Genomic DNA, 16,048 nt, shown 5'->3' on the forward strand with positions numbered 1-16,048 from the left:
CTATCCAGCTTTGGGTTTAGGTCTATCGGAGGTTTTTTTACATCTAGCATACTTTAGGTTAGAACTCCCAAAACATATCTGGTATATATAGTAAATAAGGTAAGAAAATTTAATAGAATAGAGGAGTGAACACCTGAATGCGCATTCGATTACATAGGTGCCAAAGGCCGTTAAGCATGCTTTTGGCTATCGTGATGCTTCTGAGTATCATCGTTCCTTTCAGCCCCGTGAAGGTGGCGGAGGCTTCTCCACGGCATGATCAGGTTGTGATCAGCCAAGTGTACGGTGGGGGCGGGAATAGCGGGGCATCTTTTACTCATGATTTTATCGAATTGTTCAATCCGACCAGCAGTCCGGTCGACCTGACAGGCTGGAAGGTGCGTTATGCGAGCGCAACAGGCACTTTTAACAACACGGCCTCTTTAACTGGCATCATAGAACCATATGCCTATTATTTGATTCAACTACAGAGCAGCGGCTCGGTAGGTGCTTCTTTGCCGACAGCTGATGCTGCAGGAGCATTGAACCTGAGCGGCTCCAATGGCAAAGTAGATCTGGTGAACACCGCTGGCGATCGCATCGATCTCATTGGCTATGGGTCCGCTTCAGAGTATGAAACGAGTCCGACCGCAGCTCTATCCAACAGCACGGCAGCGATTCGCAAGGAATTGACCTTTGGTCAAAAGGATCGCGGCCTTGACACGGATAACAATGCGGCCGATTTTATCGTTATAACCCCGGATCCCCGGAACAGTGCGAGTCCCGTTACGCCGGTCACGCCTGGCTCTGGCCTTGGAGCGGTAACGGCTAATCCGGAGCCTAATGCCTGGCCAGCCGGAACGGAGATTACGCTGAATCCGCCTACGGTGGGCGCTTCCGTTTATGCGGATGTATATCGGTCCGGCGGTAACGGGTCCGGCTACCAACTCGTCAACGGCCCGGTCATCCTTAACGAGCCTACGCGGGTGGAAGCCTATGCAGCCCAGGATGGCCAGCCGGATGGGCCGGTCTCCTCGTTCCAATATGATATATTAACGCAGACGTCCGTCGCTGATGCCCGCAGCAAGGCAAAAGGCGAGCATGTCTGGACGGAAGGCGTCATTACGCATATTGAAGGCAGAGAGACCTACATTCAAGATGACACGGCCGGTATTGTGCTCTATGATTACCCGCTTAATGCCAGCGTTGGCGACCGGGTGAGCGTGGCCGGCGTGATGGAGATTTACAACAATCTTCAGGAGATCAAACCGCATGCCTTGCTGCCGCACGACGTAACGGGGAACCAAGTCGGAGTGCCGCAGGCTCTCCAAATCACCGGAGCAGATCTATCTGCGGCTGCAGGGGAGAATTATGAGGCAAGATTAGTCTCCCTGAATGATGTCACCATCAAGTCCGAGAATAGACCTGGGGAATACACAGCCGAGCAAGGCGGGCATGAATTCATCATCTATTCCGGATTGTCCAAGCTGAAGACGGTGAAAACCTTCAGCCGCATCACGGGCGTGGTCAAGCAGTTCGGAAACATCTATGAGCTGATACCGTTAGGCGAGGATGCCTTAATCGAAGAGATGTTCTCCGTAATCGCAAGTCCGGGTGCCGGACCGATCATTACCGGGGGAACGGTGACGCTGTCCAGCCCTACGCAAGGCGCAAGCATCTATTATACGCTCGATGGATCGGTTCCTACGGCTGCAAGCACACTGTACAGCGCACCGATACAGATTGACCGTGACACGACCATCAAGGCGATCGTCGTCTCGGGTGCGGATGTGAGCAAGGTATACGAATTTGCTTACAAGGCCACTCAGCAGCCGCGTATTGCGGATATCCAAGGCGAGGACCATGCTTCGCCGTATAACGGACAGACGGTAACCGATATTGAAGGCGTTGTAACCCAGTACGGTTATACGTTCTCTAACGGCAGCATTAAGGGATTCTATATCCAGGATCCGAAGCCGGATTCCAATCCGAATACCTCGGACGCCATTTTCGTGTATTCCACGGATCCAAACCGGCCTCAAATCGGAGATCTGGTAAGCGTAACAGGTAAAGTGGCCGAGTATAACGAGGGAAGCTCCAGCAACCTGACTTCCACTCAAATCGAGCTGCAATCGTTCAAGAATCTGGGTCAGGGTCAACAACTGCCGGACCCTGTTACCTTAGGTAAAGGCGGGCGCCCGATTCCTGACGCCATTATCGATAATGACGGCATGACCACGTTCGATCCGGACGAAGATGCCATCGACTTCTATGAGTCGCTGGAGGGCATGCTGGTCAGACTTCCGCAGCCAACGATCATTAGTCCGTATTGGACAAGCGGCGGCACCTACAACATTGCGACCCGGGTCGACAATGATGTCGCCGATGTCATTACGCCAGCGGGCGGGCTGGTCCTGAAAGAGAACGGCAATTTCAACCCGCAGCGTCTCTTGATTGCTTACGGCAATCCGGGTCAAGAAGTGAGCACAGGCGATACGTTTGCCGATGATGTGATCGGCGTGATCGGGTATAACGGCGGGAACTTCAAGGTGATCCCTGCCAAAAACAGCTTGCCTCCAATCGACAGCAGTTCTTTTAAGCAAGAGGTATCTACTATTGACGTGAATGCCGAACAGCTCAGAGTAGCGACGTATAATATTGAAAATTTCTACCCGGGCGTAAGCTCTGCCAAAATCAACAAGCTTGCGGAGTCGATCGTAAACAACATCAAGTCTCCGGATATTATCGGCCTTGTGGAAGTACAGGATAATAACGGAGAGCAGAACAACGGAACCACCGCGGCCGATCAAAGCTACCAGACCTTGATTAACGCCATCAAGGCAGCCGGCGGACCAACCTATAGCTTTACCGACATTGAACCAGAGAATAATAACGACGGGGGAGCGCCGGGAGCCAACATTCGGGTCGGTTTCCTCTACAACGCGGATCGCATCCAGTTATCGGACAGCGTTCAGGGCAAGAAGGGATCCCCGACGGAATCCGTGGCGTATGATGCGGCGAAGGATCAGTTAACCTTGAATCCGGGCCGAATTGATCCGCAGAATGCGGCATTCAACGCATCGCGCAAGCCGCTGGCAGCACAGTTCGAATTCCAAGGGGAAAAAGTGATCGTCATCGCGAATCATTTTAACTCGAAATCCGGAGATCAAGGGCCATTCGGCAATACCCAGCCGCCGGTTCTCTCCAGCGAAACCCAGCGCCATCAGATCGCAGCGGTCGTGAACGGTTTCGTGAAAGACGTGGTGTCTGCTAATCCTGATGCTAACATCGTCGTGCTGGGGGATTTGAATGATTTCCAATTTACCGAGACGGCGAACATTTTAAAGGGCAACGAATTAGACAACCTGATCGAGACGCTTCCGCTTAAGGAGCAGTACACGTACACGTATGACGGAAACTCGCAGGTGCTGGATCATATTCTGGTCAGCAAGAACCTGACCCGTTCTACGCAAGTCGATATCGTGCATCTGAACGCCGATTTCCCGGCCTCCAAGGGCCGCGTATCGGATCATGATCCGGTCGTCGCCCAGATCGACCTGAAGGAAGAAGCCGTGGACGGCTTCCCGCTGACGATTTTGCATACCAATGACACGCATGCCAATCTGGACACCGTAAGCTCGCCGGATAATATTGCGCGCCGGGTTACGGCGATCAAGGAAGCCAAAGCGAATGTGGTCAATCCTCTGCTCGTGGATGCGGGAGACGTATTCTCAGGCACGCTGTATTTTAATCAATATTTGGGACTCGCCGATCTGGAGTTCATGAATTTGGTTCAATATGATGCCATGACCTTCGGTAACCATGAGTTCGATAAAGGCTCCGAGGTGCTGAACGATTTCATCGAGCATGCGGAATTCCCGTTTGTTTCCTCGAACGTGAATTTTTCGGCCGATGCTTTATTGACCCAGAAATTCAAAAATGAGGTAACCCGGGATGCCAAGGATGCAACCATCTATCCGGCCATCATCATGGAGGTAGACGGGGAGCAGGTTGGCCTCATCGGACTGACAACCGAAGACACGGCGAACATCGCTTCGCCTGGAGACGTAACCTTTGAGAATGCGGTGCAAAAGGCAAAAGATACCGTAGCGATGCTCAAGAATGAAGGTATCAACAAAATCGTCGTACTGTCGCACCTCGGTTATGACGTGGATGTCAACCTTGCGAAGGAAGTCGAGGGCATCGACATCATCGTGGGCGGTCACAGTCATACCAAGCTGGATCTGGCGGTCGTGGACCGTTCGGACAGCGAACCGAAGCTGATTGTCCAGACAGGTGAAAAAGGTCAATTCTTAGGCCAGCTGGAGGTCGTATTTGACGACGAGGGGGTTCTGCAGGAGTGGAACAGCAGCCTCATTTCCGTTGACGAGAAAGATAGCAATGAGCAGTATGTCATTCAGCCGGATCCCGAAGCCTTGCAAATTCTGAACACCAAATATAAGCCGGGCGTGGAGGAATTGAAACAAACGGAGGTGGGCACGACAGAAGTGAAGCTGAACGGCGTCCGCGCCGATGTCCGCACGAAGGAAACGAATCTCGGCAATCTGATTGCCGATGGCATGCTGGATGCGGCGCAAGCCGCCGGAACGAATGCGGTCATCGCCCTGCAGAACGGCGGCGGCATCCGCGAATCGATTGAAGCAGGCAAAATCACGATGGGTGACGTCATGACGGTGCTTCCGTTTAACAATGATCTCGTCACGATCACGTTAACGGGCGCTGAGATTAAAGAAGCCATGGAGAACGGGGTTTCCAAAACCCCGGCTCAGGACGGGCGCTTCCCGCATATCGCGGGCATGAGGTTCTATTATGATTCGACCAAGCCGGTTGGATCACGCGTCCTGCGTATCGAGGTGAAAGGCAAGAACGGATATGAGCCGATCGACATGAATAAATCGTATGAAGTAGCGACGAACGCATTTACCGCTAAGGGCGGCGATTTCTATGCTTCGCTCGAGAAGGCGTATCTGGAAGGGCGCGTGAACCTGCTTTATAAGCCTGACTATGAGGTGTTCTCGAACTATGTGAAAAAGGTAGGCACCATCACGGCCAAGACCTCCGCTGTCGAAGGACGGATTTCGGACTTGAAGGGAGCGCCGCTTCCCGGTGGTCCGGGAGAGCCTGGTCCGGGGAACCCTGGAACTCCAGGAACTCCAGGGCCGACGACGCCTCCCGTAAATCCATCGAATCCTGGCACAACGCCGCCGGCGGAACCAGGCAAGATCAAGGTGCCGGTTAAGGTGGAGAACGGCGCGGCGGCAGGCAGCGTGACCGGAGCGGCCATGAAGGAAGCCCTGAAACAGCCTGTTGGCGGAAAAGTTACCGTAGAGGTAACAAGCACGCAGTCCATCTCTTCTTCATCCGTCACCATCGAGAATGAAGCGCTGCGTGCGTGGCTTGATCAAACAAACGCGCAGGTGCTGGTGGTAGCGACGCCTTACGGAAGCTATGAGCTTCCGAAGGCGGAGATCGATCTTCAAGCGCTGGCAGCCCAAGCCGGCCCAGACATGAACAGCCTTCAATTGGTCATTCAGCTTGCTATCGATGCGGATGCCCTTAAATCAGCAGCGTCTAAAGGATATAAAGCGCTGCAAGCCGTGAGCTACACCGTGACGGTGAAGTCCGGCAGTGGCAAGACTTTCACGCTGGATTCGTTCCAAACGTATGTGAAACGGTCCCTGAATGTCGACAAATCGCATGCGTTGACAGACATTGCGGTCGTTCGAGTGGATGGAAACGGCGAATACACGCCAGTACCATTCAAGGTGAACGGCCAACGTATCGATATTTATAGCCGCACGAACAGCACGTATCTGGTGTTGCAGAACCCGGTAACGTTCCAGGACATCGCGTCCCACTGGTCGAAGGGTGACGTTGAATCGCTTGCAGCCCAAATGATCGTAACCGGGCGCACGGAGCAGACCTTTGTTCCGAACGCTCCAGTCACTCGGGCCGAGTTCGCAGCGCTTGTCGTCCGGGCATTGGGACTTTCTGCAGACGCTGCGTCAGGCAGCTTCCAGGACGTGGCTTCATCCGACTGGTACGCGGGAGCGATCCAGGCAGCCGTCGATGCCGATATCATTAACGGCTACACGGACGGCACTTTTAAGCCGAATCGGACGATCACGCGCGAAGAGATGGCTGTAATGGCCTACAACGCGCTGGAGTATGCCGGATACAACCCCGTCGACGCGGCAAAAGCTCATTTTGCCGATGCGTCCGCGATCGGAGCTTGGTCTCAGGCAGCGGTGTATGAATTGGCGGCACTTGATATTCTGAACGGAGATCCGAAGCAGCGCTTCCATCCTAAATCGAATGCCACCCGCGGCGAAAGCGCCGCTGTGCTCCATCGTTTGATGCAGGATTTGACGTACGTAAAATAAACGGGTTCTATAGCGGCTGGATGCATTTTGGGTTAGCCTCTTGGTTATAAACGAGAAGGGAACGTCCAACAGCAAATCTGCTAAAGAACACTCTATCGATCAACAAAATGGAAAATAGAAATGGCGGTGCTAAGGAGGCGATCCTTGCACCGCCATTTCTTGTTTTTTACTTTCGTTGCACCGCTTCTTTCGTAAATGGGTCGCACACGGAGCTTCTCCTAACAGAAAAAGGAGATAGCCATATCTATTGGGACACCCTCTTTTTTTTAATCCGAAAAACTTAAAAACAAAATGTGACCGATCCGCGTCCATAACTGTGTTAAGGGTAAAAGGAGGTCTAAAGGCGATGCAGATCGATTCGCTCCGGCCGGGCGGAGATATTACGGAAACCTATGAATTATATGGCGATATGCTTTTTAAAATAGCAATGGTGTATCTTGGGAACAAACAGGATGTCGAAGAAGCCATTCAGGAGACGTTCATTAAATTGATATATAAAGCGCCTGACTTCAGGGACCAGGAGCATAAGAAAGCTTGGCTCATTCGGGTGATTACGAACCACTGCAAGAACATGCAAGGGAGCCTGTGGCGCAAGCGGGTAACCAAGATGGAGCATATGAACGATTATTTTGTCGAACCGTCGGAACGGACGCTGATGGACCACGTCATGAGTTTGCCGTTCAAGTATAAGTCGGTCATCCATCTGTTTTATTACGAGGATTATTCCGTTAAGGAAATCGCCGGGATTTTGCAGATTAACGAGTCTGCGGTCAAGATGCGTCTTCAGCGCGGCAGGAAGCTGCTGCGCATGGACTTGGAAGGAGAGGACGATTGATGAATCGGAATGACTACAAATCATTGATAGATCGAATAGAACCTGATAAGGGATTGGAGGAGCGAATTATGAAAGGAATGAAACAAAATCAGCGTCAAACGACAAGAATGAGCCGAATGGGGGTCGCCGGCGTCACCGCGGCCATTATGCTGGGGCTGGTGGTAGTGACTTCGCTGGTATTGAATCTTGAGAACGAGCCAGCGGTCAGCGATATCCCGGTGGTTCAACAAGGGACTGGGGCGAATACCCCGCCGACCGCGAAGGTTGGTCACGATCCAATAACCATTCCGAAAATCGAACTTCCGGGCGAGAGCAACGTCAAAGCCGACATGATCGGTTTGGTTGTATACCAGGGCAATATCTACACCCAAACCGGTACGCAAATCACGCCGGAAATCGCCAAGCAGCTGCGGGGCGACAAGCTCGGACGGTCAAAGTCGGGGATTACGGAATGGAGCTCCTCCGATGATTATACGGAGCTTGCTTCGACGATCGGCGAAATGGATATATTCACGGTTAAGGGATATGACGCCGATTTTAGAATCATGTCCTACATGGAGCACGACGGGGAAGTCTACGCCGAATTGTATGAGCATTTGAACGGGATTACGGTGGCCAAGGGCGAGGATATCATCGGCAAGCTGAATCTGATGGGGAACATGACTTCGGTCAAATGGCAGGATTTCGATAGCTGGAACATGGGCGAGAACAAACTGCGCGAGCTTTCCGCCGATGCGGAGGTGCAAGCCTTCGTTGACGCTTTATATGAAGCGAAGCCGATAGCGGCAGAGCCTCTGTTTGAGCAAGGGATCTACGAGACCGGGCCTAGCGAGCAGAAATTTCTGTATATCCAGCTGCAGGACGGGACGGAAGTCCAGTTAAGACTGTTCAAAGGCGGCCAATATGTGCGATATGCCAATGCGCCTGTGTTCTTTCATTTGGAAGGCGCGGCATTCACCACGCTCTGGGAGCTGATGGAGGAGTAGGTTGTCCTGCCGTTTGTAGCCACGAAAAATAGGTAATGTAAAAAGACCAGAGGCTATCCCTAATCGGATAGCCTCTTTTCGTTGCTGTAGGGTCGATAACGGCGATCCCTTTATCGTTTATCGTATGGCGGTTCCTTGTTATTCGCTTGTTCTCGATGATGGGCGGTTCGCTTTCACGAATGCGCTCGGCGTCATTCCGAAATACCGGGTAAAGGCGCGGGAGAACGTAAACAAATCCGAATAGCCCAGGGATAAAGCGGTCTGCGTGATGCTGGTTCCCTCGGCGGATAACAGGCGGGTCGCTTTCTCCATGATCAACTGCTGCATGTAGCGGGACGGAGAGATGCCGTATCGGCGGGTAAACGCGCGGGTGAAGTGACTGCGATGCACGCCGGCCCAGGCGGCAAGCTCCTCCACGGACAGGTTCTCCGTGCAATGAAGCCCCATATATCCGGGGACGGACTCGAGCCAGTCCGAAGCAGCCGAAGCAGCGGGGAGGTGCTGGTCCCGGTTGGGATCGATGCTGTGGATCAACTGGAATCCCAGCGACATCAGCTGAAGGCTATGGTCCTGCTGGGGCTGCCGGAGCAATCGCTGAATGTCCTTGATGACAGCCAAGGCATCGTCCCTGAAGGCATTTCGTCGATAAGGCCGTTCCGGACATAAATCGACATGGTTCAATATGGACGGCATCAACTCGCCCATAAAGGCCGTCCAGGTGATCATGGTAGACGGCTCGTCGCAGTCCTTGACATACGTATAGACCGAGCCGGGGAAGAGGCAGAAGAGGTCGCCTTCCGAGAGGGAGACGCTGCTGCCGTCCCATCCGAACCGCACCTTGCCGCTGGCAACGAAATGTATACTGTAAAATTCGACGGACCGGGGACCGACTTTTTCGGTGAAAAAGGGGTGGGATCCGGATTTGAATATCCATAATCCCAGTTGTGTCTCAAAGTGAGCCGGGTTGTTAAAGTATTCTTCTCGGGATGGCCGCTGATTCACTGTTAAACTCATGTGTCCTCCTTCTACCTATAGCGATCATTTCTTTTTTGTTACTGCTATGATGCAACATATTGTATAACATTTGCAAGGATGGAGCATTCCGTATTCGTCGGCCAAAAGGTACGATGATGAGGAACAAGTCGAGCATAGTAGAGGTGAATGGAGATATGAAGCAACCGAATTTTATCGTGATTTATTGCGATGACTTAGGCTATGGGGATCTTGGATGCTACGGTTCGGACACCGTGAAAACCCCGCATCTGGACGGGTTGGCTGATGAAGGCATTCGTTTTACGAATTGGTATTCGAATTCCCCGGTCTGCTCTCCGTCACGAGCCTCATTATTGACGGGCAAGTACCCGGCCCGAGCGGGAGTCGGCGAGATTCTTGGGGCGAAGCGCGGTTCGCATGGACTGCCTGCCGACGAGGTGACGTTGGCCAAGGCGCTCAAGCCTGCCGGGTACAGGACGGCACTGTATGGAAAATGGCATCTGGGCTTGTCCGAGGAAACCAGCCCGAATGCGCATGGATTTGATGAGTTTTTCGGATTCAAGGCAGGCTGCGTCGATTTTTACTCGCACATTTTTTATTGGGGCCAAGCCCATGGCGTCAACCCCCTGCATGACCTATGGGAGAACGAAACGGAGGTTTGGGAGAACGGCCGGTACATGACCGAGCTGATCACGGAACGATCGGTAGATTTCATTCAGCGGTCGCGGGAGCAGGAGGCTCCGTTCTTCTTGTTTGCGTCGTACAATGCGCCGCATTACCCGATGCATGCCCCGCAGGAATACATGGACCGGTTTGCGCATTTGCCTTGGGATCGGCAGGTCATGGCCGCCATGATTGCCGCGGTGGACGACGGCGTCGGGAAGATCGTAAAGGCACTGAAGGAAGCCGGCTGTTATGAGGATACGGTCATATTCTTCTCCAGCGATAACGGACCGTCCTCCGAGAGCCGGAACTGGCTGGATGGGACGGAGGACGTGTATTACGGGGGAAGCGCGGGGATTTTCCGGGGGCATAAAGCAAGCCTGTTCGAGGGCGGAATCCGCGAACCTGCCATATTGAGCTGGCCGAACGGATGGGAAGGCGGGCAAGTGCGAGATGAGGTGGCGGCTATGATGGACCTCGCACCGACCTTTTTGGATCTGGCCGGCGTCGATCCGGCGGCAGGACCGCTTCAAGGCGTTGCGCTGGACGGAAGCAGCCTGAAGGAGATGCTGCAAATGCGCGAGCCGTCGCCGCATAAGCAATTGTTCTGGGAATATCAAGGACAACTGGCTGTCCGGGAAGGGGATTGGAAGCTGGTGCTGAACGGAAAACTCGATTTTGACCGCGTGGTTCCGGATCAGATTCACCTGTCCGATCTGTCCAGGGATCCCGGGGAGCGCTCCAACCTGGCGGACCGTTACCCGGAGATCGTGGAACGGCTTAGCCGGGATGTGCGAGACTGGTATGAGGAAGTGCAGCGGCACGGATCCTGAGCGTGAATAGAGCATATCGCCTAAGCCTCAGCGATAAATGCAAAAAAAGCCCCGGCAACCGGGGCTTTTTTTTATGTGTTGATGACAGGGTATCAGCAGAATCCGACAGCCGGAACCCTTAAAAAGGATTCAGCACATGGTAGAACACGTTCGGCGAAGCCATGCGGTAATAATGGCTGCACCAGCCGACGCCCTTGTGGTTGTCGCGGTTGGTCGTGCTGAACACCAGCCGTTCCTGCTCAAGCTCCTCGATCCGTGCCGTCCGTCCCTCCACGTATTCCAGAATGCGGAACGATGCAGTGTCCAGGCGGGTGATGACGCCGCCATAGCGGATATCGATGACCTCCCAGCCGAAGGGTTTGAACATCCGATGCCACTGCGTGCGATGGGCAATGCGCAGCTCTTGCACGGCTTTGGAGATGGCAGGGAGCACGTTCTTGGCCATATGCCTTAAGGTATCGACGTCCTTGGCATCATAGGCTTGCTTCAGCAGAATGCCGATTTCGCTCTTGCGTTTGAGGACGGCGCTCAGCTTCTCCGGCATTTCGAACAGATAGTCCAGCTCGGCCGTGCTATCGCGCTTCGCCCGCAGGTTTTGCTCCAGCTCGGCATAGTGGTTCGAGAGGTCCAGGCCTTCGATCTGTTTGTCGAACATCCCGAGGAGCACATCCTGATACAGCAAAAATTTCGACGGGTTGCTCTGCTTGGCGTTGTTTGGCTCCTGGCCGGGAATCTCGTCCAGATCCTTCAGCAGGAGGAACGCCTCCATGTCGATGCCCGTACAGAATTTCACCCGTTCCGCCAACTGAGCCGGGGAAGGCTCCTGTTTCGAGTAGGCATGCTCGGCATAAAGCTGCAGACCGAGCAGCGCCGCGAACGGATTTCCTTCGTTGCCGTCGTCGCCCCACATCGTGGCGTATACCTCGCGGATTCCTTCCTGCTTGCACACTTGAAGCGCAACATTCGATGCGTTCAGGGACAACCCGTAGTTGACGCCGAATGTGTTAAAGATCCAGACGGCTCCGGCAAACACGAGGTTGCAGCCCAGCGGGCGGTGATTGGCGATCAGCTGCTCATAGTCCGCCGGCTCCATGTGGGTGTAATCCCAGTACACCATGTCCACATCCTTCGGGATGCGGCGGGCCATATCCTCCGGAATCGAGGTGTCCTTGTCGTAATACGCCGCATCGCCGCCTCCGCCGGCAGCGAGCTTCAGGAACATGTCGCTCCACATCATCGGCTTCAGGCCGCGCTTGCGGACGGCAGCCAGGACTTTGTCCAGATGGGCGATCATAATGTCGAAACGGCTCACATAACCGTTGTGATCCAAATATTTACCACGTCCGAGCTCCTCCGCTTCGTCCATCCCGATATGAATCTTGTTGCTGCGGAACGGAGCGCTGGCAGCCTCGATCATCCGTTCGATCAGGGAATCGGTCTGCTCGCTGCCGACGAGCAGGGCACCCTTCGTATCGCGGTAATGCTTGATGGGCTCCCACTTCAGAAACTCCTCCAGGTGCGCCAAGGTTTGGATGCTTGGAAAAGCCTCGATGCCGAATTGATCGGCATAATCGTCCATCTCTTTCAGCTCCGCCTGCGTGTAGCGACCGCGCATATAACCGAAATACGGCTCGCCTTCGATCTGGTAGATGTCCTCCATGTACAGCATCACGCTGTTCATGCCCATCAGGGCCATTTTATTCAGCATGAGCTTAAAGCTGTCCACGGTCAGCACGGCGTTGCGGGACAGGTCGAACATCGGGCCGATTTGGTCAAATTGCTGGCGTTCGTGAAGGTGGAACGAATCGCTTTGGCGGCTATGTTGAACCAGCAAGCCGAGTCCCCGGAAAAATTGATGTTTTCGTCCGTAACGAATATAGGCGTGGTCTCGGTCCCTGCCGACCTCCAGATCGCCATCGGACAAGGCTACCTCAACGGGGATGCCGTTTTCCAAAAGTTCGACGCCAAGCTCATCCAGCAGCAGCTCAATGCCTGGCATGACATCCGTAACAGCGCCCTCGAAACGAAATTTCATATGAAATCCCCCTGTATCCATGATTTTGCGAACATTAAACATTATATCATTATAATGTTTAATGTTATGGGAATCGCCGCTGGAAATCAATCTTTTGTTTGCGAAGATAGAGGAGTTATCACGACCTACTTCAAACGTACAGCGGTTCGTGGATGAGCTATTCATTTACGAAATAGATAAAAAAAGAACAAAAAACAGGATTGACACTGCCGATAACCCGGTGTATTTTATATACAAATCGTTTTTGCAAAAACGTTTTGCATCATGAGGACATCAATCATTGCGTCATTCGGTGATTCTTTCCTCAACGCGATAGCGCCGTAATCGGCTAAGATCTGATAGCGTTTACATAAGTGGTTTGTACTCTGCAAATATTGTTTGCAACACCGCGTTTATAGTCTAATTAAATGTTCCCCTATAATTTTGGATAAGGATGATCATGATGGCAGCAACCATAAAAGACGTCGCCCGTGAGGCCGGCGTAGCGGTTTGTACCGTGTCGTTTGCGGTCAATGGCTCCGCGCATGTAGCGGAAGCGACCAAGAAGCGGATATTCGATGCAATCGAGAAGCTGAATTACCGGCCGAACCAATCCGCGCGCGGATTGGTTACGAAGAAGACGAACAACATCGGCCTGGTGGTCGAGGATACGGTGGACGGTTTGGAGAATACCATTCTCCTCGACGTCGTCAAGGGGCTTGGGGAGGCGACGGGAGACAACAATTACGATTTGCTGCTGTCCTTTCAGAAGCCGAGTACGAATAAATTGGCGGATCACCTGCTGGACGTCTACCGCAAGCAATCGGCGGATGGACTGATCCTGATGGGGGCGGCCATTAACCAGCCGTATGGGGAGCTGATCAAGAACCGGTTTCCGTTTGTCCTGCTCGGGAGGCCGACGATGCCCGGCGTGTGTCACAGCGTCAATGCGGATAACGAGCAAGGCGCCTATGAAGCCGTTAAATATCTGATCGGCAAGGGTCATCGCCGGATTGCGCTCATCACCCCATGCTCGCTGGAAGTGGATGCCTCGCTGGACCGGTATAACGGCTACCGCCAGGCCATGGAGGAATTAGGCGACGGATTCGACGAGCGGTTGGTTGAGATCGGTTCCTTCGAAGAAGACAGCGGGTATACGGAAACGGAGAAGCTGCTGAACGGAGCCGAGCGTCCTACCGCCATCATCGCCGGACGCGACGTGATCGCTTCCCGCGTCGTCGAGAAGGCTCAGGAGCTGGGTTACAAGGTGCCGGATGACCTGGCGGTGATCGGATTCGATAACACAGCCGTGTCCCAGTTGGCCCGGCCATCCATTACATCGATCGAGCTGCCGATGCGGCAGATGGGCCTGGAAGCAGCGAAGCTGTTAATGCAGCTGATTGACGGCGAAATTCGTTTTGACGATATTCAGACGATCGTTTTGCCGTGTACCGTCATTGAAAGAGAATCGACCTGAAAACGGATAGTTTCGTTGGACGATTCTTTTTTTTGAAGGGTGCAAAAACGTTTTTGTACCCTGTTATCCTTGAAGGGAGTGATGCGGGTCCAATTTAGACATCTAAGACTTCACATAAATGTAAGCGAATTCATTAAACGCTTAGGGGAGTGAACGTCATGATCCATTTTAGAAAAATCGTAAGCCTCATTTTGATTTCCTCACTAATGATCATCATCGCAGCGGGCTGTACCAGCAGCGGACCCAATACCGCCAGCCCGTCACCATCCGAACAGCCTACCCCAACGGATAACAAAACACCAGCCGAACCAGCCGGAGAAGATACGGAAAAACCAAAAAGCGGCACGATCCAAATATCCTTGCGCGGTGCCTCAGCCGAGGTTTGGGGCAAGGTAGCCGACGCTTACATGGCTAAGCATCCGGACGTGAAGGTCGTCGTGGATATCAAGCCGGCCGAGGGCTACCGCGAATGGCTGCAGGCTCAGTTTGCCGCCGGAGAGCCGGAGGCCGATTTTGTGAACACGAATGAAAACAGCGACCTGAACGAAGACCAGAAATTCGTGGACTTCAAGCCTTGGCTGGAGACGGAGAATCCCTACACCGGAAAGCTCTGGAAGGAAAGCTTCAACCTGGACGGCATGGGCGTCAATCTGGATGACCCTAACCTGCAAACTTTGCAAGCGCTTAACTTTGAATCGGTTCAAATCCTCTGGATGTACAACAAAGAGATGTTCGAGAAAGCGGGGATTACCGATACCCCTAAAACGTTCGATGAACTCATCGCGACCTACGACAAACTGAAGGCGGCGGGTTATATCCCGTTCACGATCGGCGGCAACGCGCTCTCCCTGTGGAGCGGTCAGGCGGGCTGGCTCATGCGCATTTATCCGGACCAGTACTTCCGCGATTACGTGGAGCTGATCAAATCAAAGCCGGAAGATTATACGTACATGCCAAACATCGACGATAACTGGAAGTTCGACCTGAGCGACCCGTACAACGATTCCCGTTCCAAAGTATCGACGAACGAGCTGCGGATGTACCAGGCGATCAAAAACAAAGTCGGCCCGTATAAAGTCGAGGGCAATCCGGCGTGGCGCGAAGTCATGACAAATCTGAAAACCTTGTTCGGTTACGCTCCGGACGGTTTCATGGGCATGTCCGAGGAGCAGGCCTACAAGCTCTTCCTGACAGGCAAGGCCGCAACCATGGTCGCGCTTCCGTCCTCCTACTGGCAGCTTCCGAAGGATTTTGCCGATGCGGAAAAAACGGGAGAGAGCGGTGGCGTGAAATCCTTCGACTTCGGATTCTTCAACATGCCTTCCATGGAAGGGGAGCTGGTCCAGGCTCCGGCGAGAACGATTCACATCTACACCGGCTTCTACGGCTTCGTGAAGAAGAATGCGGAGCAAACCGCCCTGAACGTGGATTTCATGATGTATTTGACCAGCCCGGAAGGATATAAAGTGTACCTGGAAGCTATCCAGAATTCCAAAGACGCCTCCTTGAACGGCGCGCCGCTGCTTAACGACATCGAGCTGCCGGAAGAAATGAAGAAGACGTTCGAATCGTTTGACGCGATCGGGAATACGGAAGGGCTGAACAGCCCGGGCAACGTGTTGGCCCGCGGTCTCCATGACTATCAGCCGTCCGTGCAAAGCTATATCGGTCTGATCTCCAAATACTTCAACGATGAAATCGATGTGGATCAGCTGCTGAAGCAGTACCAGGCGGATATTGACGCCAAATTCGAAGCCATGCTCAAGGAACGCAAAAAAGAACTCTCCGATATCGAGAATCCGGAGCGTCAGCCGCCTGTCAGACAGTAGCATTAGAAGGCTGTAAATAACTGTAAGGTGCAGGA

8 protein-coding genes are annotated in these 16,048 nt (G+C 53.3%); 6 read left to right on the top strand and 2 right to left on the bottom strand.

Annotated features, from left to right (window positions below; translation table 11 throughout):
- The first annotated feature begins 176 nt into the window (after positions 1 to 176).
- The 3 genes from MHI43_RS01760 to MHI43_RS01770 all read left to right on the top strand — a co-directional run bounded on the left by MHI43_RS01760 (position 177) and on the right by MHI43_RS01770 (position 8,204).
- Positions 177 to 6,383, top strand: a complete 6,207-nt coding sequence (locus MHI43_RS01760) for a 5'-nucleotidase C-terminal domain-containing protein (RefSeq protein WP_341283216.1) — start codon at positions 177 to 179, stop codon at positions 6,381 to 6,383.
- A gap of 346 nt (positions 6,384 to 6,729) precedes the next feature.
- Positions 6,730 to 7,218 (top strand): sigma-70 family RNA polymerase sigma factor, encoded by a 489-nt coding sequence (locus MHI43_RS01765; protein WP_012818562.1) that lies wholly within the window; start codon positions 6,730 to 6,732, stop codon positions 7,216 to 7,218.
- 68 nt (positions 7,219 to 7,286) lie between these two features.
- On the top strand, positions 7,287 to 8,204 hold the full coding sequence (locus tag MHI43_RS01770) for a hypothetical protein (RefSeq protein ID WP_235201864.1): 918 nt from the start codon (positions 7,287 to 7,289) through the stop codon (positions 8,202 to 8,204).
- Positions 8,205 to 8,342: 138 nt separating this feature from the next.
- Here MHI43_RS01770 and MHI43_RS01775 read toward each other — a convergent pair whose 3' ends face one another.
- On the bottom strand, positions 8,343 to 9,218 hold the full coding sequence (locus tag MHI43_RS01775) for an AraC family transcriptional regulator (RefSeq protein ID WP_012818564.1): 876 nt from the start codon (positions 9,216 to 9,218) through the stop codon (positions 8,343 to 8,345).
- 155 nt (positions 9,219 to 9,373) lie between these two features.
- Between MHI43_RS01775 and MHI43_RS01780 the strand changes: the two genes are divergently transcribed.
- On the top strand, positions 9,374 to 10,693 hold the full coding sequence (locus MHI43_RS01780; RefSeq protein ID WP_036664822.1) for a sulfatase-like hydrolase/transferase: 1,320 nt from the start codon (positions 9,374 to 9,376) through the stop codon (positions 10,691 to 10,693).
- 118 nt (positions 10,694 to 10,811) lie between these two features.
- Here MHI43_RS01780 and MHI43_RS01785 read toward each other — a convergent pair whose 3' ends face one another.
- Entirely contained in the window at positions 10,812 to 12,728 is a 1,917-nt protein-coding gene (locus MHI43_RS01785; protein WP_036664821.1) for a beta-N-acetylhexosaminidase, read from the bottom strand.
- Between the two features lie 442 nt (positions 12,729 to 13,170).
- Here MHI43_RS01785 and MHI43_RS01790 point away from each other — a divergent pair, with 442 nt between their 5' ends.
- Both MHI43_RS01790 and MHI43_RS01795 read left to right on the top strand, forming a co-directional pair.
- On the top strand, positions 13,171 to 14,184 hold the full coding sequence (locus tag MHI43_RS01790; protein WP_036664820.1) for a LacI family DNA-binding transcriptional regulator: 1,014 nt from the start codon (positions 13,171 to 13,173) through the stop codon (positions 14,182 to 14,184).
- A gap of 158 nt (positions 14,185 to 14,342) precedes the next feature.
- A complete protein-coding gene (locus MHI43_RS01795; RefSeq protein WP_036664819.1) occupies positions 14,343 to 16,013 on the top strand; it encodes an ABC transporter substrate-binding protein in 1,671 nt (556 codons plus the stop codon).
- The last annotated feature ends 35 nt before the right edge of the window (positions 16,014 to 16,048 follow it).

The organism is Paenibacillus sp. FSL H8-0457, from assembly GCF_038051935.1.
Classification (GTDB): domain Bacteria; phylum Bacillota; class Bacilli; order Paenibacillales; family Paenibacillaceae; genus Paenibacillus_AQ; species Paenibacillus_AQ lautus_A.

What these genes read in the sequence shown, in the direction of transcription:
- MHI43_RS01760 (WP_341283216.1), top strand. Translation starts at nt 177, where the DNA reads ATGCTTTTGGCTATCGTGATGCTTCTGAGTATCATCGTTCCTTTCAGC.
- MHI43_RS01765 (WP_012818562.1), top strand. Translation starts at nt 6,730, where the DNA reads ATGCAGATCGATTCGCTCCGGCCGGGCGGAGATATTACGGAAACCTAT.
- MHI43_RS01770 (WP_235201864.1), top strand. Translation starts at nt 7,287, where the DNA reads ATGAAAGGAATGAAACAAAATCAGCGTCAAACGACAAGAATGAGCCGA.
- MHI43_RS01775 (WP_012818564.1), bottom strand. Translation starts at nt 9,218, where the DNA reads ATGAGTTTAACAGTGAATCAGCGGCCATCCCGAGAAGAATACTTTAAC.
- MHI43_RS01780 (WP_036664822.1), top strand. Translation starts at nt 9,374, where the DNA reads ATGAAGCAACCGAATTTTATCGTGATTTATTGCGATGACTTAGGCTAT.
- MHI43_RS01785 (WP_036664821.1), bottom strand. Translation starts at nt 12,728, where the DNA reads ATGAAATTTCGTTTCGAGGGCGCTGTTACGGATGTCATGCCAGGCATT.
- MHI43_RS01790 (WP_036664820.1), top strand. Translation starts at nt 13,171, where the DNA reads ATGGCAGCAACCATAAAAGACGTCGCCCGTGAGGCCGGCGTAGCGGTT.
- MHI43_RS01795 (WP_036664819.1), top strand. Translation starts at nt 14,343, where the DNA reads ATGATCCATTTTAGAAAAATCGTAAGCCTCATTTTGATTTCCTCACTA.